Below are 18,152 nucleotides of genomic sequence, written 5' to 3'. Positions count from 1 at the left end.
CTTGCAGGGCGGCTAGTGGCGAACGGCCGATTCGGGATTGACGATCAGCGCGGCGCCCGGCTCGAGAGCGGATTTCGCACGTTCGACCCGATCGCGATAGCGCGACGACAGTTCAGGCGACAGGCCTGATGATTGAAGGGTCTCGTATGTACTGACGAGGAAAGGCACGGCGCTTTGCTCCGCGGCTATGGCGATGCTCTTTTCGAGGGCAGCGATTACGTCCGCCTCCGCATCGCCCTGGAGAAGAAGTAGCTCCGCCCTTCGCCTGTAGAGCTCTGCCAGCCAGAAGCGGCTGCCGCCGGCCTCGGCCTGCGCCACAGCCGAGCCCAGCAGTGCGAGCGCCTCATCGACCTCGGCAGTTCGTGTCAAAAGCTCTGCCAGCATGCCGCAATAGACCGGTTCGTCCTCAGGCGTCTGGAACTCGCCATGGAGGCCAAGGCCTTGCCGCATTTTTGCCCTGCCGCTCTCGACCTGGCCGGCGTTGCCGTCGCACCAGCCTTCGAAGATTTGCGCTGCGGCGGCGAGAGCGGGCATATAATGGCGCTCCGTCAAGTGGCGCAGATCCGCTATCACGCTTCGCAGCATCGAAAAATCGCGGCGATAGCAATGCAGCATCGCCTCGTTGAGATAGGCATGCGCGATGCTGCCGGCATGTCCGGTTTGCTGAGCCCATCTCCTAGCTTCCGACATCGAATGGATCGCGCTTGCCGGCTTTCCGACGAACCAAAGCGACAAGGCGCGGTGGGCGAGCCCGCAGACCCTCGCGTCATGCCCGCCGAACAACGCAGCATTGGCTTTGCCCTGGCCGTGCTCATAGAGCGACAGTCCGGCGTCGACGGCCGCGATGCAGCGGTCGTGGCGGCCAAGATTGAAGTCGATTGCCCACACGCAATGCCTGGCCTGGAGTTGCACTTCAGCATCTTCGACATCCCTGAGATCGCTGAGCACGACTTCCGCGCGCTCGCCGTCCACGACAGTATCCGTGAACCACCAGCCCCAGTAGATCGGGAACCACTTGGCCCGCTCGGCCACCGGCCGACGCCGGGCGATCACCACGCCGTCCTCGTACAATTTGCGGGCGGGCGCCGAGTTCGGACCTTCGACACCGGTCAGGATGGGACCGAGCACGATCATTGCCGATAGCCGCAGCGCGTCTCGCATGTCGGCTGCCGCAACGCGCTCGCAGAGCGCCAAAGCATGCTCGAGTATCTGCCTCGCTTCCGCCATTGCCGAGCGGGACGAGCTTTCCGTGCCTGCGATCACGAACTGAGCGATCGCGTCCTCCAGAAGGCCTGCGCGCTCGGCGTGCTCGGCAACCTCGGCGGTGCCCAGCCACCCGGCCAGGTTTCGGTTGCGGCTCACCGCGGCAAACAGGCGGCGATGCAAGGTCTGCCGTCTCTTGCGCAGCGTTGCGTTGTAGATCGTCTCCTGGATAAGCGCATGGCGCACGCCATAGACCGGAACGCCGGAAGGCCGCACGCGCATCAGGAACCCGGCCTCGCTCAGCGAATCCAGCGCGTTTGCGATGATTTCGTCATCGAGCTCCGGCAACAGGGCGCGCAGCAATTCCTGATTGAAACGATTGCCCGCGACGGCTGCGGCGCGCGCGACTTCGCGGGCCGGCCCCAGCGTTTCGAGCCTGGCCTCGATCACGCTTTCGAACACCGAGGCATGACTGCGCATTGCGGTCTGCGCCAGCCGATCCGTTGCCGACGCCGCGTTCTCCGTCATCCACTGGCAGATCTCTTCGATGAACAGCGGGACGCCGCCGGTCACGCGTTCCACCATGTCGAGCAATTCCGGGGAAGTTGAGGGCTTGCCTTGCGGCCACATGGCCGCGATCGCCAGCCGGGTTTGCTCGCTGTTGAGCGGCTTTAGCGAGATATGCCTTGGATTCGATGCTGCCAGCCAGCTCCCGGATTCAGGGCGCGTGGTCGCGATGACAAGCGCCGGGAAGTGACGGGCTGACTGTGCAAGCTCAGCCAACAATTGTCTCGACGTTAGGTCGATCCAATGGATGTCCTCGACCACCAGGACGATCGGTCCGCTGGCGCACAGGGCTTCGAGCGAGTGGCGAACCGCCCAATTGGCTTTCGCGCGCATTGCCTCAGCGTCGATTTCCCTGAGCATCGGATCGGCTCCCGGAGCGCCGAGCAGGAACGAGAAGATGTCGATGATTTCGGGATCGTGGACGTCATGATCGCGGAATACTTCCGCCACGGCGGCAGCGCTCAGCTGTCCTTCGTTGCCGGCGAGATGGCCGCGTACGTTCTGCAGCAGCGGATGCAGCGCCGAGCGCAACCCGCCGGGCGTGCACTGGAAGAGCAGCAGTTTCGTGCGCTGTTGGCGCGTGCGCCGGCGCACTTCGTGAAGAATGCGCGACTTGCCGATCCCCGCCTCGCCCTCGATCACCACCACGCCGCCCTTTCCTGCAACGGCACTAGCCCATGTTTCGGCGATGCTGGCGAGCTCGGCCTCGCGATCTACGAGCGGACTGCTCAGCTGCCCGAATGCGAAGAAGCGGTCGACCTCGCGCTTGTGACTGAGCGCGCGCCAGACCAGCTCCGGCTCGGCAAATCCCTTGATCGCATGGGGGCCCCTGAAGCTGAACACATGCGACCGTCGCGCCAGGTTGCGCGTCGCGTCCGAGACCAACACCGTATCTGGTTGCGCGATGGCCTGGAGCCGTGCGGCCATCGCGAAGGCAGGGCCGGTGACATTATCCTGACCGGTGTCGGCGTCACCCTTGTGGATCAGCGTCATCGATGTCGCGATTCCGACCCGGACATGCAAATCGGCGCGGCCTTTGTCCGAACCGACGCGCCTGCAGGCGTCGATGATTTCGAGCCCGGCCCGGATCGCCAGCGATGCTGCGTCCTTGGCGTCTATTTCGGCACGAAACAAAGCAACGCCGCCATCGCCGACCTCGACCTGGACGGCTCCCGAACACGACGCGACCGCCTGTCTCGCGGCCCGCTGGAAGGCTGATATCAGTTCCTCGAACTCTTCGATGTCCAGGATGGCAAGAAGGTCGGTCGATCCGACCAGGTCGTAGCAGAGCGCGGTCAGGATCCGGCGCTCGTACCGGGCTTCGGACGCATTGTTGCCGTTGCCACCCAGAAAACCTGTTGCCATCGAGGCCGCCGGCAACGCGACCGGACCCTTTTCCGACATGCTGCGATTTCCTCGCCGAGCGCAGTGACGGCAATATTAGCACGATGCTGTTCACAAAACACTTGATCGGTGGTCAGGCAGGAAAAAGCCGATGCTGAGATCATTATGGAGATATGCTCATGGGGCCGCTTTTGGTGGGCGGCTGGGATGACGCGATGACCAAGATAGGTGCAAAGCTGTCCGGCAATTTTGGGCGGGAAGCGGAATGGCAGCGCTCAGGCCCGCAAGAAATAGGCGGGCTTCCCTTCTGTGCCTCAGCAAGGAGGGTTGTATTTCCTGGCGAAGGCCGTGATCGAGGCCCGGACGGGGACATGCCCCGTTAAATTCGCCGTGACCTGATGCCCTTCGGGGAACAATCAGATCGAGTTCCAGTTTGGCCGTCCAAGCAGACACGACCGATGGAGCATGCCATGAGATTTCCACACAGCACGACGGCCGCGGCCGCCGCTTTCATAGCCTTGGCCTCCCCGGCTCTCGCCCAGACGAGCGGAACACCAGCACCCTCGACACCTGCACCCGCTCCGGCGACCGAACCGCCGGGCGCCGGGCAGTTGCCGGATGTGACCGGACAAGCGGATGGAAAAATACGCGAAATGATCCGCCAGATGGTTGAGCAAGCGGTTCGGGATAGGATGCAGCAGGATCGCGATTCTGAAGAACGTTTCCGAGAGGAAGATAGCCGAGCCTACCAAGGCGATCGCAACGAGGATGCTGGCCGCCACGACGAAGCTAGCCGTCATGGCGACCGCAGGCGGAATCATGGTGACTGGGGCCGAGGACATAGAATGGCTGGACACCGGGACCATCAAATGATGCGGCGCCGGCATGCGGCTGACGTTCGGGCTGTTGGACACGGATGGCGACGGATCGCTGTCCGAGGACGAGGTTCATCGCGCGGTTGGCAGGATATTCAGCAGCGTCGACGAGAATGGTGATGGCAAGATCGATCTGGACGAAATCCAGTCCTTCATCCGTGGCTCCAGCATAAATGGCACTAATAGCGAAGACACGCCGTAGGTCGCGCGAAGGGGACGTCTCTTGGCTGTTAGGCGCCCGGCGGCCCTAACCAGCACCCCTTTCCAGTCTTGCTGCCAACGCGCTATTCCCGCAACCCCACCAGACGCCAGCCATCAACTAACGGCTGCGCATCACTCGGGCTCTTGAAGGGTGAGTTCGCCACCAAATCACCGACCTTCCAATTTGGATTGCCCGCCAGAAATAGGCGGGCTTCCTGCTGTGCCTCAGGAACGCGACCGGCAAGGGCAAGCGCGGGAACCAGGTGCTCCCTCGAACCCGTCCCGTACGTTTCCTCTCGGCTCAAGGACGCAACTGCTTCTTCGTAGTGACCGGCGGAAATCTGCGCCATGCCCATGATCCAGAAATACCAACCGGGTGGACGAGGATTTATACGGAGCGCTGCGCCACAAGCTATCAGCGCCGCTTGCGGATCGCCTAAGTAGATTTGCAGCTCACCCATCCACGCAACCGCATCTGCATTGTTGGGATTAAGCTGAACGGCAGCATCGAATTGGGATTTTGCTTCATCCCAGTTGCGCTCATAAAGCTGAACGCAGCCTAGGATTCTGCGAGCGTGGGAATCGTCGGGATCGATTTTCACGGCCCGTTTCGCGTGCATCAGAGCCTTTGCGCGGCTGGGTTCCTGTGGCTCACCCCAGATAATCCAGCCAAATAGCAGTGAGATGGCAAGATTGCTGTGCCCCTCGCAGTAGTTTGGATCGATCTGAACGGCACGCTCCAGGTCAGCACACGCCTCACGATTGTCTGAACTGGAATTGTTGCACTTGCCTCGCGACCTAACACAAAGATCATAGGCTTCGAGATTTGACGGTCGGGAACGGGCAACAAGTTTCTTTTCACCAAGCTTGCCAGAAATCGCTTCAACAACGCGTCGCGTGACTTCGTCCTGAACGTCGAATATGTCGGCGATTTCGCGGTCGAAGCGCTCGGCCCACACGTGATCGCCGCCTTCTGCCGCATTGATAAGCTGAACATTGACGCGCAACCGGTGGTTGGATCGGCGGGCGCTGCCCTCGAGAACATATTTGACGCCCAGATCGCGAGCGATCTGACGGACGTCGGTGGGCTTGCCTTTATAGGCAAAGGTGGAGTTGCGGGCGATCACGAAGAAGCCGGACACATTCGACAGATCGGTGATGATGTCCTCCGTCAGCCCGTCGGTGAAAAATTCCTGTTCGGAATCGCCACTCATGTTGATGAAGGGCAGCACAGCAATTGAAGGCTTGTCGGGCGGTGCGAGCGGCTGCGAAAGCTTCTCTAGAACAAGAGGCGCAGTTGGTGCCGCAGGCTTTGCCTTAGTTGGGACGCCGACCTGCAGCGAATAAACCCGGATCGGATAGGCAATGTTCTTGAGTTGCACCTCACCGCGATCGTTGATCGCGATATCGAGCCTTGACTTAACCTGCCAATAGGCTTGTTCGGAAAGACAGATATTGCCAGGTTCGCAGATTCCTTCCAGGCGCGCGGCGATATTGACCCCATCGCCCATAAGGTCGCCATCGCGTTCTTGCACGACGTCGCCCAGGTGAATGCCGATCCGGAACTCGATGCGGCGGTCATCCGGCACCCCGGCATTGCGCTCAACCATGGCATTCTGCACTTCGATCGCGCAGCGCACTGCTTCTACAACGCTGCTGAACTCGATGAGGCTCCCGTCGCCAGTGCGCTTGACGACGCGACCACGATGAATGGAGATGGTGGGGTCGATGAGGTCGCTACGCAGCGCGCGCAGCCGTGCCAAGATGCGGTCTTCATCCGCGCCGGCTAGCCGACTGTAGCCGACTACATCCGAGACCAGGATCGCTGCTATTTTGCGGGTCTCACTCATGTCGTGCTCCCTCCGTCCACTCTGGCACTACTGCCGAGCCAAAGGAAGATAGCTCCGAGCCATTGTTCGGATGGTCCGCGTAGGACCGACCCCAGTCGTTCGAGATGGATGTCGGGCGCACAACTTGCCTGTGGCCTGCAAATGTGTGATGTCCGCTTTGGTGGATGGACGGCGTCGTGGGAATGACACATTGAGGCGCATTGCTGACCGGCAGCCTTGGGGCCGAAGCGAACAGACGGCTTCTGGCTGCAATCTTTAGGAGCGAACATTACGGTCGGCGTGAGCATTGTCGCCGGATACCTCATCTGAGAAAGCCCACCTACCTACCTACCGCAACGGGCCGATCAGGCAGCGAAACGATCCAGACTAAGAATGACCCGCCGATCCGTATGGTTTTCCAAAGAAAAGGCTCCCAGCCTTTGGATCCTATTCACTTCGTGATGAACCGAGCGTCGCCGAGTCATCAGAGTCGGTCGAATAAGCCTCCCGAACCGGCTGCGCTGCCAACCATATCTCCATACTGGCCGAGGAGTGCATCCAATGCGTTGCCATCAAGCGGCGGCGCTAGGGTATTTTCATTATATTCTAGGACCCGCAGAACGCGGGTGTCCTTCAATTTGCCCATTTCTGAACGGAAAGCCCCACTGCACCTTTATGGTATCGAAGATGTGCGGATTCAGCTTTTGATTTGTGACAAGGTGCCAGAACTGCTCGTCTTCGATCCTGAAAAGCCGCTCATGGCCTGAACTGTCTCTGCCCTTCCATTGTCGCTGCTTGTCGCCGCGCTCCCAATTGGGCGACGTCACTTTGACGGTATCAATTGCAACATGCCATGGCCGGTCATCGAGATCCTTTTCCTTCGGCGGAAGCGCCACATGCAACCGCCCGAAGTCACCGCGCCTGATTGGAAATTCATCGGCATCAGTGAACCCAACTCCCTGTATTTTAGTATCTGCAGCACATGCTTCATAGAATTTGTTGCGAGCCTCATACCTTCTCGGAATTGCATCGGACGAATACCGATCTTGTTGAGTTCTGAAACGTCTTTTTGCAAGAATGATTTTGTACTCTCGCTTAGGATTAGTGCGCCCGTACGGCATTCTATTCGGGCGTCAGTGGCGGAAGGCGGTACTTTCATCTCGTCGGCGAGCAACTCGCCTACATAACCACCAGCGAGTTCCGACCAATAGACTGGTTCATGCCCGGTGAGCCCCTTGATGAATGCCGCTCCAATGTCGCTTTCGACAGCACCCCATGATATTGTCGCAGCGGTTGCAGCAGCTATTGCCAATCTGGTTTTGAATGTTCCGATTTCTGGCGGTAGTACTAGAACTTGATATTCAAGCCTTCCTTCAAACAGGTACTCATTGAGACCTGCTATAATCAGCTCTGTCTGTGCGGCAGTCTCAATGAAGGTTTTCAGTTCAAGGTGGTGTTCGGGTACGTCGAAGTGGATCGGGATGATTTCTATGGCACCCGCCCCGGTAAGCTCTGCCACGATATTCGCCCCTTTGCTGCACCCATGTCTAATATTTCCCCATTCACATGAGTACAGCGCAAACTAGTAATTGTGAAGCTAGCTCAACCAGCATGGCCACCCGCGGTGTCGGGTTCCGGGTACAAGGGGCGCGCATTTTCCCAAGGCATACCCACTTGGAAGAAGTGAGAAGGCTGTTAAGACAACGCGGTAGGAGAACTGCGCCGTGGACCCCACAAAGTCAGAGCCCCAAACTTTCACGACGGTTTGAACCGTCTCGCCAGCCTGCTTCGGGACGAAGATGAGCGTGGGCTTGTTCTGACCACGGCAGCATTTGCCTTATCCGCGCCTATCTGGTCGACGTAAAAGCCTCCGGCGAGATGCTCGAGGGCAGCGCTGGCGATCAGGGTCACAACGGCCATGAACCAGAAGCCGGAGACGATGTAGACAGTGGCTGTTGCGCCAATGCATTCGCTTTCAGCAATGAGGCAGCTCTGCTGAACGCCCTCATGAAGAATACCCGGCCACCACGAAAACAACGGCATCAAATGGAATGGCGAGCCAAAAGGGGAAACCGAACCGCAAGCCAATAGCGGAGGCAACGATCACGACTATTGGTGCAACGAAGGTGAGAAGTAGTGGGTCTACCATCCTCCATCCCTATAGAAGCGGATGTCCTCTTTCCACACCCATCTCAGTCATACCGCATTTATGAGTTCACGGCCTAGTACGGCGAATTTCGCAGACCTTCAAACTTCGGCACACACCCTTGAGGAAGAAACGGCTCAATTCCCTGCGAAGAGGAGCGCTGCGATGCTTGATTGAGAGTGGTCCATCGGGTGTTCCCAATCACCCGTCGCCCTTTAAGCCCCGGCGATCCGATCGCACTACAACCCTGTCGCGCTGACCCTCTTGAGCTAGCTCCTGAATGACTGGAGGGCTCGTCTCCGCGTGGCTTCGACTCCGGAAACGAAAGAGCAGCAGTGTCTGACCGGCGACGAGGATTGTGCCGCCGGCCAGCCCCTGGACCATACGGCAGACGCTGATCCAGGTGAGATCCACCGACAATGTCATTGCGGCAGATGCCAGCAGAAGGGTGACGATCCCAGCGCGCAGGCATGCTGTCGGCTTGACCGCCGCAACGAAAAAGCGGAGCGATAATAAAGGCCGTCAGCTTCGCCGCGGTCAAGACGATGCCGACGCGCGGCTGATTGGCGCCGCCCAGCGTCCTGTGAATCGAGCCGCCCTGTCCGACCGAACGGTTCGGGCGGCGTGGAAAACGATCCCGTCCTGGTCAATTTACGGCGCCGCAGACCGCAACATTCCGCCCCCTGCTATGGCTTTCATGGCCACCCGCGCCCATGCTCGGGAGGTCGTGGTCGTCCCGGACGCTTCGCACCTAGTAATGGTCTCCCACCCCCATGAGGTGGCCGCGCTGATCCAGGATGCGGCGAGCGCCATAGGGATATGTGATTTTCCGCGGGATGAGGACCTGCTCTTCATCCAGGGCGTCTTAAAGTAGGACGTCCCCTTTGAATGTTGGTCGCATTTGAATAGCCTCGACCGACCGGGTACTTATGCTGCATGTTGCCACGCTCGGCATGACGAACCGGATTCGCGAGCGAATTTGTGCGCCGGCGTCAAGCGATCACGAGGACTTTGTGTCGACTGCAAAGATGATGCCGCGGCTTTCAAGCCTTCACGGGGCATTGCAGGAGGGCTTGAGCTTCGCATCGCACGTCAATTGATGGTACGACGATAGCCCGATCGGATGCCTGCCGCTCCATGGCTCTGCATGAGGGAGAGTATTTCAGCCACAATCTGGTATCGAGAACGAGAATGTCGCCCCGGGACCGTCATTGGCTTGCGCCCAAAGCCGACCGTTGTGCCTCTCGACGATCGATCGGCTGACGGACAGTCCGATTCCCATGCCTTCGCTCTTCGTAGTATAGAACGCCTCAAAAAGCCGTTCCGTGCCCTCCGTCCCGAACCCAATGCCAGCATCGCGTACAGAAAAGCGAACTTGGCCATCTGCATCGCGGCTTGTGCAGACGGATAGCAGCCGCGGACGATCGTCGATGACGCTCATAGCGTCCGAGGCGTTGCGCAGAAGGTTCATGATCACCTGCTGCAGTTGCACGCGATCGCCGGCGACCGGCGGTAAGTCGTCAGCCAGTTCGGCACGGAGCATCACGCGGTTGCGCTGCAAATCGCTCGACGACAGTGCAATGACTTCTCGCGCGGCCTCGTTGAGATCGACGGGCTCATTGGTCACCTCGCGCTTGCTAAAGAGCGCACGTAATCGCGCGATCACATCCGTGGCACGATTACTGTCACGTATCGCACGTCGCGCTGTCTCTCGGGCGACTTCGATATTGGGTGGATCGCTTGCGAGCATGCGAAGGCAGGTGCTGGCATTGGTGAGTATTCCCGCGAGCGGCTGGTTGACCTCGTGAGCTATCGAGGCTGTCAATGCGCCAAGGCTCATTACGCGAGTGACCTGGGCAAGCTCCGATCGCAGCTTCTCCACCGCTTCCTCAGAGCGCCGGCGTTGCGTAATGTCGAGCACTGCCCCGATATACTCGACCTGATCTTCATCATCGCGAGCACGGTGGGCTATCAAACGTAGGTACTTGATGGAGCCGTCAGGCAGCACGATTCGAGGCTGGTATTCGAAATCGCTCTCACCGCGCTTGGCCCGCGCCACCATATCCTGCAACTGCGGCTCATCTTCAGGATGGATCCGGCTGGCAATCCGATCGAGCGTTACCCTAGTCCCCTGCTCGAACTCGAAGATCCGGTAGAGTTGTTCGGACCAGACGATGTCGCCACTCGCCACACGCCAGGAAAGGTTCCCCATTCGAGCCAGATCCTGTCCTTCTGCCAGAAATGCCTCGCTGCGCCGCAACCTTTCTTCCATCTGCTTTCGCTCGGTTATGTCGCGTGTGATTCCCAGTTGCGCGACTGATCGGTCTCCGTTGCGCAAGGGAGCCGCGTGGGTCTCCACGTGACGGCGAACGCCAAGCGCATTAATCAGGTCGAACTCGATGAAGGCTTTTTGCCCGGCGCAGATACTGTCGTGGAATGCCCTATACTTTTCGCGGTGCTCGGGAGCGACAAAGTCAAAGAAGTTCTGGCCGACCAGCACGTCGGCCGACGAAACGCCAGCCATGACCGCGCCGGCGGAATTTACACGCAGCACGGTGCCCTCGCGTGCAATCACCTTCACGGATTCGGGCGTCGTTTCGACGATTGCGCGGAAGCTTTCCTCACTGTGCTTCCGGTCTTCAATGTCAGTATTGACACCATACCATTTGACAATGTTCCCACTGTCGTCGTGCAACGGACTTACGCGGAAGATGAACCATCGATACTCGCCATCAAAGCGACGAAGCCGCGCTTCGGCCTCGCCCGGCAATCCCGAGGCGAGCAAAGACTTCCAGATTGCGGTAAGCGCAGCCAGGTCGTCAGGGTGGACAGCTGACGACCAACCCCAGCCTTGGGCTTTTTCTGCCGACACTCCAATGTAGTCGAGATAATGCTTACTCAAAAACTCGGCCGCACCGTCCGGTCGCGCCGACCATGCCAGGGCCGGGATAGTATCGATGGTCAGCCGCAGATTGCGCTCGCTTGCGGCCAGCGCGTCTTCGGCCCGCTTCCTTTGATCGATGTCCATGAGCAAATCGAGCCAACGTAGGATGTTACCTGGCTGGTCCGGCAAAGGCATGCCGAGGACGTTGTTCCAGCGGTACACCCCGTCGGCTCGGCGAAGCCGGCTCTCCATGTTGTATGCGCTCCTTGACCGGTGCGCCTCCAATTGGACAGCAATCGATTGTTCGAGATCATCTGGATGGACGACTTCGGAGGCTTTCCGTTCCTTCAGGTCGTTCAATGTCTTGCCAAAAAATTCCAGAGCAGGTCGATTGACGCCCTCGACTTCGCCTGTGGCCGTCGTCACCTCCGTGGGTACAGAGATGCTGTCGATACTCAACTGCAGGTCGAGCTCGCCTCGCCGCAGCTTTTGCTCTGCGCGCCGAACATCCTCGACGTCGGTCGCTACCCCCAACCATTTGACGACTCGTCCGGCCTTGTCCTGCAACGGGTTGAACTGCATAAGAAACCTGCGATACCTCCCGTCCAAGCGCCGCAAGCGCGCTTCCATCTCACCTGGCTTCCCGGATTTCAGGATCACTTGCCACTCTTCACGCAGTTGTGGCAGATCACTCGGCTCGGCCGCAGCCTGCCATTCCCAGCCACCGCTTTGGCCCATTCGAAAGCCCGTGTACTCCCACCAGAGTCGATTGATGAAATCTACAGATCCGTCCAGCAATGTTGTCCACGCCATGACCGGAAGCGCATTCAATATCTCGCTCTGATCAATCTCCATTGCTGCAGTCCTCTTGAAACTGCCACGAGACTCCGCAAGCCGTTCTTGCGTTTGCCTTCTATCGCGCCAGCGCCCCACCGCGCCTGTCGCCAAGTGCTCGGCAGGCTCGATCGGATGCCTCTTTGGCTTTGTTCGTGCGACCCTCTCTGTTCGGTTGATCTCGCCGCCAGGGGTGGTGCGTGAGGGCATTCGCATCGTCGAACCGTCTTGTAGCCTAGACGTCAGTTTCGCCGGTGATCGCACCTAGTCCGATCACCATTTCCAGGCACCACGGTGCAACGGCTTTGGTTGGCTGGATTCCGAAAGTAGTTTCTTTGTGAACAGCCCAAGAAAGCATGATCAACCCCTCGGCACGATGCCAGCCGATCCGGCGATCCAGAGCCGGCTCCTTTGCCCGCAGTCTGGTGCTAGGCTGCGGTTCGAGATCATAGTGGTTCCAGGTTGTCATCTTGGTCCAGGGCGAGCGATCGTGGTTCTGGTCTATCCTGACTAAGCCGTAGTCGTTTTCGCGAGCTCTGAAGGGCTCTCATTTGGTGACTAAAATGACGATTAATCGGCCGTGCGCTATTGGCCGCTGGGACTCGATAGTTCTCTTGTAGTCGACTGGGATAAGCTATCGTTTAGGAGGAGGGCATGCGTCTCTTCCGACGCGTTCTGAATTCACCGTGCCAAAGCACCGATCACATGGGGCAAGTGTCCATGTAAAGCTGGCGTCGATGACGCCAATTGCCCGATTACTGATGCCTAGGCTCGTCCGAAACCAAGTTCAGCGCACCCGCCATTCGGCTGAGTTCGGGAAGCGACTGCGCCCTCATTTTCCGCATCAGATTTGTCCGATGTACCTTGACGGTGGATTCGGAGATCCCGAGATCGCTGGCAATCTGCTTGTTCAGGCGGCCGGCAACGACTTCGACGAAGATCTCACGCTCCCGGGAACTAAGCGAGCCGAAACGCTCGCGAAGCGCACGCAGCATCTTGTCGCGATCCTTGTGGGCCCGATCGCGAGCAAGGCCGGCCTCAACGGCATCAAGTAGATCCTGATCGCGGAAAGGCTTGGTGAGAAATTCCAGCGCACCGCCCTTCATCGCTTGCACGCTCATCGTTACGTCAGCATGCGCCGTCATAAAGATGATGGGCAGTTGTCGATTGGCTGCAATTAGCTCTCGCTGAAACTCGAGACCACTCTGCCCCGGCAGCCTCACATCCAGAACCAGGCAGGTGGGGCCGTCCGTGGGATTAGCCTTGAGAAATTCGGAAACGGACGAAAATTGCCGTGTCTCTAAGCCGACCGTCCGCAACAGGCGCGCAACCGAGTCACGAAACTCAGGATCGTCATCAATGATCAGGACACTGGGATTTGCGTCACCCATCCGGTACTTGCCTTTAAGCGGAGTGCATCTTCCGACGATATCAGCTTCATCCTACAGGCAGTCGCCGAAGTCGAACAGCACCTCTCATCTAAGCGAACGGCTGAGCGATCTAAGCCATCGCTTAGGGATCGCGGCATTGCATCACAAGGAACTGCGGTTGACACTAGCGGTGTACGCAGGCGCGAGATCGAGGAGCGCCGTCGAAGCGAGGCTAAGATGCCTGATCCCGCCATATCAAAGCCAGCGCTGATATCGATTGTTGACGACGATCAGCTATTTCGCGACTCGATGCGGAGACTGATCACACTATTGGGCTACAATGTAGAGGCCTTTCCATCAGCTGCCGATTTTTTGGCCTCTCGTGTCTTGGCTGAGACCGCTTGCCTGGTCGCCGACATTCACATGCCCGGCATGACTGGCATTGAGCTCTATCGACATCTAGTCAAGGTGAGGTGCGCCCTCCCAACCATCTTGGTGACGGCATACCCCGATGAAGCAGCGAAAAAACAGGCGATGAAAGACGGCGTGGTTTGTTACCTTGGGAAGCCGATGGACGATGGCGAGCTTGAGCACTGCCTTAGCTTGGCCTTAAGCGCCAAGCCATTCGGAGAATATTCATGAGTCGTCCCGCGGAGGTGGCAGCGTAAACTGAAATAGGGCGCCGAAAGGCTTGTTCGGCTCCGCCCATAGCTGGCCACCATGGCTTTTGATAATGGATTGGCAGATCGACAGTCCCATCCCTACTCCGCTGTCCTTGGTGGTGTAGAAGGGTTCGAACATACGCTCAAGATTTTGCGGACTAATGCCTGGCCCTGTGTCCGCGACTTTGACGAGCACCACTCCGTCGGCTTCGCCTTGTTCAATTCTGATCGTTAGCTCATTTACTCGTTCGTTACCCGAACCCATCGCGTCCACCGCGTTGAGAACCAAGTTTACAATTACTTGTTGCAGCTGAACGCGATCCCCTTGAACAGGAACCTGTTCTTCCGGCAATCGAGCAGTGACCGCGATTTTATTTTTCGCAAATGCGCTGTGTACCATGGCAAGAGCCTCGCGGACCGCCTCGTTGAGATCGAAGGGTTCCTTACGCGGAGGCGCTTTTTTGATGTGATCGCGTACACGGCCGACAATGTCCCGAGCCCGATCGGCGTCTCTGACGACACAGCCGATCGCCTCCCTGGCTTCATCCAGATTTGGCGGATCCATCTCCAGAAAACGCATTCCCGCGCGCGCGTTGTTACGCGCCGTGGCAATGGGATGCAGGATTTCGTGAGATAGCGAAGCAGCCAGCTCTCCCATCGTGCTCACGCGATTGATGTGAGCGAAATCCGACTGCATCTGCTGCAATCGGACCAACGCTTGCGTGCGATCCTCGACATCGGTCAGCAAAACGTACCAGCGGGTAATGCGCTCCGATGCGTCGCGGACTGGAATGCCGCGGATGTCGAACCACCTGAATTCGCCATCGAATCGTCGCAAGCGCGCCTCGATCGAATAGGGAACGCCCGAGGCGATAGACTTGGTGAAAATCTCTAGAAGGCGCGACAGGTCGTCATGATGTACAATTCCGCCTAGGCCCGAGCTCCTCAGTTCATCCAAATGCCGGCCACAATAGTAGACGATTTGGCGATTCACGGCTTCGACTTCACCGTTGGGAGCCAAGATCGCAACGAGGCCGGGTATCCCATCAATTGCAGACCGTAAGTTTCGTTCACTTTCTCGGAGTGCCTCTTCGGCGCGCTTGCGTTCCGTCAGATCGAGTACGAAGGCGACGCCTCCGTTACGCCCTTCTTCAAATCGAGTGCCGCCAAGCAACACAGGCGTTCGACCACCATCCTTACGAAAAAACTCTTTCTCGAATGCTTGAAAGGTACCGTTTGCTCGGAGCTCTGCCATGGCACGTTCATCCCGTTCGCGCCACTCCGCTGGGGTCAGGTCCTTCCAACGCAACCGGCCGGACACGACATCCTTACGCTCGTAATGAAGGATACGCAGAAAAGCTTCGTTGGCTTCAACGATGGTGTCCTCGTCACTCCAAATGCAGATGCCCAGGATGTTGGCGTCAACGAGGCGCCGGATCTTTCCCTCTCGATCCGCCAGATCGCGATAAAGGCGCGTATTCTCGAGCAAAATTGCAGCTTGCGACGCAAGCATCTTCAGGACGGTGACTCGTTCCGGCGTGAACACATCTCGGATCAAATTGTTTTCAAGATAGAGAACGGCGATCAGCTTACCCTGGTTGACCAACGGGAGACAGAGGACGGAATGAACATGGCCTTGAACGATGTGAACATCGCCAGAAAATGGGTTTCGGGCCGCTGCATCGCCGAGGATCACGGTCTCTCCCGTTCGTATTGCGTAGCGAATTAGCGTCTCTGGCATCTGGGCCGTGCTGGGCGCCCGCTGTTCTGGTACTCGCACGACGACGACCTCGCCACGCGCGGTCGCTTCTGCGTCTATCCGCAATTCTCCACTCTCGGGAGAAATCAGAAGCCCCCGCTCGGCGCCTGCGTGCTCGATAGCCGATCGCATGAGCCTGTCGATTAGCGTTTCCAGTACCATCTCGCCCGATAGCGCTTGCGAGACTCGGATGATCGTCGCGAGATCGAGATGCTCGACCGGCGTCGTGATCGTGGAGGTCGGACCGGCGATCGGGTGCTCAGGCCTGAGCCCAGGAAGCAACCGATCGAGTTGCCTCACCTTTCCATCGGCTCCCCAGCGGAGATAGCAGTCGCGGGCATTTCGAAAATACGCGTTCGCAATCGTCTCGAAGCCGCGGGCAGCCCAGAATCGCGCGGACAACTCGTTAGCCAGCCCTTCATTATGTAAGAAGCCTTGCTCGCGAGCCAGGCGAATTGCCCGTTCGTAAAGCTGCATTGCATCATTTTCTCGTCCTTCAAGCCTGGCCAGTTCAGCGCCGAGGAGTGCTGCGCGATTGGCGAAATTCTCGGGCCCGCTCTCGGCCCAATGAGCGATCCGGTCGTGATGAGAGCGCAATTCCTGCAGAGCATGATGCCGGCCCTCGGGAATAGCGGCTTCGCAATGTCCAGCCCAGGCGAGCGCTGTATAGAAGTGGTATTCAGGCAGCTCTTGCTGGGACGGTAGCGTCCAAAGAAGCGACTCCGATTTCGATGCGGCCTCCACCGCACCAACATAGTCGTCGGCGTGGACCTTGGCCTGCAGTTTTCGAATCCAATATCGCGACGCGGCGATAGCCAGGCGAGCATCGCCTTCAAGACGCTGCTCGAAAGATCTTTCGCGGAATTCATCATCCTCGAACGAATTCAGATCATTTGTTTGTCCTCGGAGCGCCCGGATCAACCTGATTTGCGCTACGATGACGTCGCCGATCTGCCCGAAGCCCACGCTTTGCACAAAAGCGAGAGCGCTGTTGGCCTCGTCCTCGACCTCCTCAAGTGGGTGTCCCGTTGCCAAAAGATTTGTAACCAGGTCGACCCGAGCGAAGGACGCAATGGTCAGATCGCCGACAGCCCGAGCGGACTCGAAGGCGCGTTGGAACAGTTCCTGACAGGTGGCCAGGGGCTGTATCCAATGCGCGATGAAAAGTGTAAATCCATAGTGGGTGATACCCCTGCTGCGATGGAATCCGCGCTTCTCGACTAATTCCAAGGCAATTTTACCCACCCGGTATCCAGCCTGAGCTTGGTCCGGATACGGACTTGGCACGCTGCCTAAGACTGCGTACGCAAGACACGAGCCTTCGGTGTTTCCGTATTCAAGGCTGAGAGCAGCCATATGGATGATGATGAGGTGAAAAAGATTCACGTCGGTGAACTGCGCTGCTCCAATCACCGCCGTTAGTACGTTCATCGTTGCCTGCTGGTTCGGATCGCTCATCGCTGGCAGATCAAGCAGCGACTCGATGGATAAGGTCTCGATCTGCCGCCACAATCGACCGCATTCCTTCCTGACATCTTCTGCTGTCGGGTTCAGCCGCCATCGAGGTTGATGCCGACGCAGATAGGCGTGACCCAAGGCGACGGCATCGTCGCTTCGATCCATTACCATGTAGAGGTTGACGCGCAGAGAGACGACAGCGCCGGCATCGACCGGGTTTTGAGCGCGCTTCGACAGCGCTGAGAGGCGCCGTTCCGCTTCCGCCAGTCGCCCAACCAGATACTGGCACTCGCCCAATTGGAGCTCCATTTCGAAGACGAGCCTGCCGTTCCGTGCCCATGCTGCTTTCCCAAGCAGAGAACGGCCGGCCGAGAGATATCTCAGCGCCGCCATTGAGGCGCCTGCCGCTTTTGCCCTTTTCCCCGCAATCAGGTTTAGTTCAGCGACTTGTTCGCGTTCCGGCTCGGTGGTGATCAGTCTCGCGGCTCGATCAAACTGGTTGACTATGTTGAAGATCACCTCGCCTCTCTCTTCCGGTGGGATACCGGATGCGAGCAGTCGACCGATTTTCAAATGTGCGCTGGCTCGCGACCTTCTCGGGATCATCGCATAAGCGGCTTCCTGCACGCGGTCGTGAGCGAACCTGTAACTGCGATCAAGGCGGTAGATCAGCTGATCGCGCAGCGCCCCCCAGAGGACGCCATGCATCTGTTCCTCGGGCATCTCCAGAATCATCGAGAGCGTCGCCACTTCGGCAAAGTTACCGAGGCAGGCGAGCTGCCGTAACGCGTCCTGCGTGTCGGGCGGTAATCGCGCCAGCTTCGGGGCGAGAAACTCCACGACATTGTCGGTATATTGCTTTGCGCTGATACTAGTAAGGTCCCAGGTCCACTGCCTCTGCTCGTGATCGAAGGTTAGGAGGACGTCCTCCCTGGCCCAGCTGGTTCATGCCAAGACGAACGGCAATCCTTTCTTTGCGGTCCAGTTCCTGCACGTATTAGCCGACGAAGGCCGCAAGTT

10 protein-coding genes are annotated in these 18,152 nt (G+C 58.5%); 4 read left to right on the top strand and 6 right to left on the bottom strand.

Going from position 1 to position 18,152, the window contains the following annotated elements; genetic code table 11:
* Positions 1–12: 12 nt before the first annotated feature.
* A complete protein-coding gene (locus X735_RS143860; RefSeq protein ID WP_023812755.1) occupies positions 13–3,174 on the bottom strand; it encodes an AAA family ATPase in 3,162 nt (1,053 codons plus the stop codon).
* Positions 3,175–3,783: 609 nt separating this feature from the next.
* On the opposite strand from X735_RS143860, the gene X735_RS1000000169965 reads away from it, so the two are divergent.
* Positions 3,784–3,987: a hypothetical protein gene (locus tag X735_RS1000000169965; protein ID WP_023812754.1), complete on the top strand. Its 204-nt coding sequence runs from the start codon at positions 3,784–3,786 to the stop codon at positions 3,985–3,987.
* Positions 3,988–3,999: 12 nt separating this feature from the next.
* Positions 4,000–4,191, top strand: coding sequence for an EF-hand domain-containing protein (locus tag X735_RS1000000169960; RefSeq protein WP_023812753.1), 192 nt, complete (start codon positions 4,000–4,002; stop codon positions 4,189–4,191).
* Positions 4,192–4,273: 82 nt separating this feature from the next.
* Here the strand turns inward: X735_RS1000000169960 and X735_RS0134745 are convergent, their stop codons facing one another.
* A complete protein-coding gene (locus X735_RS0134745; protein WP_031213570.1) occupies positions 4,274–6,040 on the bottom strand; it encodes an adenylate/guanylate cyclase domain-containing protein in 1,767 nt (588 codons plus the stop codon).
* 802 nt (positions 6,041–6,842) lie between these two features.
* A complete protein-coding gene (locus X735_RS143865; RefSeq protein ID WP_023812750.1) occupies positions 6,843–7,538 on the bottom strand; it encodes a hypothetical protein in 696 nt (231 codons plus the stop codon).
* Positions 7,539–8,523: 985 nt separating this feature from the next.
* On the opposite strand from X735_RS143865, the gene X735_RS1000000169955 reads away from it, so the two are divergent.
* The gene (locus X735_RS1000000169955; RefSeq protein WP_023812747.1) at positions 8,524–9,039 is read left to right on the top strand and encodes an alpha/beta hydrolase; all 516 of its coding nucleotides are present in this window, start codon (positions 8,524–8,526) and stop codon (positions 9,037–9,039) included.
* Positions 9,040–9,327: 288 nt separating this feature from the next.
* On the opposite strand, the gene X735_RS143880 is transcribed toward X735_RS1000000169955, so the two are convergent.
* Together X735_RS143880 and X735_RS143890 are read right to left on the bottom strand one after the other, a co-directional pair.
* Positions 9,328–11,904: a PAS domain S-box protein gene (locus X735_RS143880; protein ID WP_023812745.1), complete on the bottom strand. Its 2,577-nt coding sequence runs from the start codon at positions 11,902–11,904 to the stop codon at positions 9,328–9,330.
* 734 nt (positions 11,905–12,638) lie between these two features.
* The gene (locus X735_RS143890) at positions 12,639–13,274 is read right to left on the bottom strand and encodes a response regulator (protein WP_023812743.1); all 636 of its coding nucleotides are present in this window, start codon (positions 13,272–13,274) and stop codon (positions 12,639–12,641) included.
* A 216-nt stretch (positions 13,275–13,490) separates the two neighbouring features.
* Between X735_RS143890 and X735_RS143895 the strand changes: the two genes are divergently transcribed.
* Positions 13,491–13,895, top strand: a complete 405-nt coding sequence (locus tag X735_RS143895; RefSeq protein WP_031213567.1) for a response regulator — start codon at positions 13,491–13,493, stop codon at positions 13,893–13,895.
* On the opposite strand, the gene X735_RS01000000166180 is transcribed toward X735_RS143895, so the two are convergent.
* Positions 13,890–17,972: an ATP-binding protein gene (locus tag X735_RS01000000166180; RefSeq protein ID WP_050592732.1), complete on the bottom strand. Its 4,083-nt coding sequence runs from the start codon at positions 17,970–17,972 to the stop codon at positions 13,890–13,892. The two genes, X735_RS143895 and X735_RS01000000166180, sit on opposite strands and share 6 nt — an antisense overlap.
* Between the last annotated feature and the right edge of the window lie 180 nt (positions 17,973–18,152).

Source organism: Mesorhizobium sp. L2C084A000 (assembly GCF_000502875.1).
Classification (GTDB): Bacteria; Pseudomonadota; Alphaproteobacteria; order Rhizobiales; family Rhizobiaceae; genus Mesorhizobium.
Note: the sequence above shows the minus strand (reverse complement) of the source record. Positions and strands in the feature narration are given on the sequence as shown.

Bases quoted from the DNA above. Each gene is read 5' to 3' on its own strand.
- X735_RS143880 (WP_023812745.1), bottom strand. From the start codon at position 11,904: ATGGAGATTGATCAGAGCGAGATATTGAATGCGCTTCCGGTCATGGCG.
- X735_RS143890 (WP_023812743.1), bottom strand. From the start codon at position 13,274: ATGGGTGACGCAAATCCCAGTGTCCTGATCATTGATGACGATCCTGAG.
- X735_RS143895 (WP_031213567.1), top strand. From the start codon at position 13,491: ATGCCTGATCCCGCCATATCAAAGCCAGCGCTGATATCGATTGTTGAC.
- X735_RS143860 (WP_023812755.1), bottom strand. From the start codon at position 3,174: ATGTCGGAAAAGGGTCCGGTCGCGTTGCCGGCGGCCTCGATGGCAACA.
- X735_RS1000000169960 (WP_023812753.1), top strand. From the start codon at position 4,000: ATGCGGCTGACGTTCGGGCTGTTGGACACGGATGGCGACGGATCGCTG.
- X735_RS0134745 (WP_031213570.1), bottom strand. From the start codon at position 6,040: ATGAGTGAGACCCGCAAAATAGCAGCGATCCTGGTCTCGGATGTAGTC.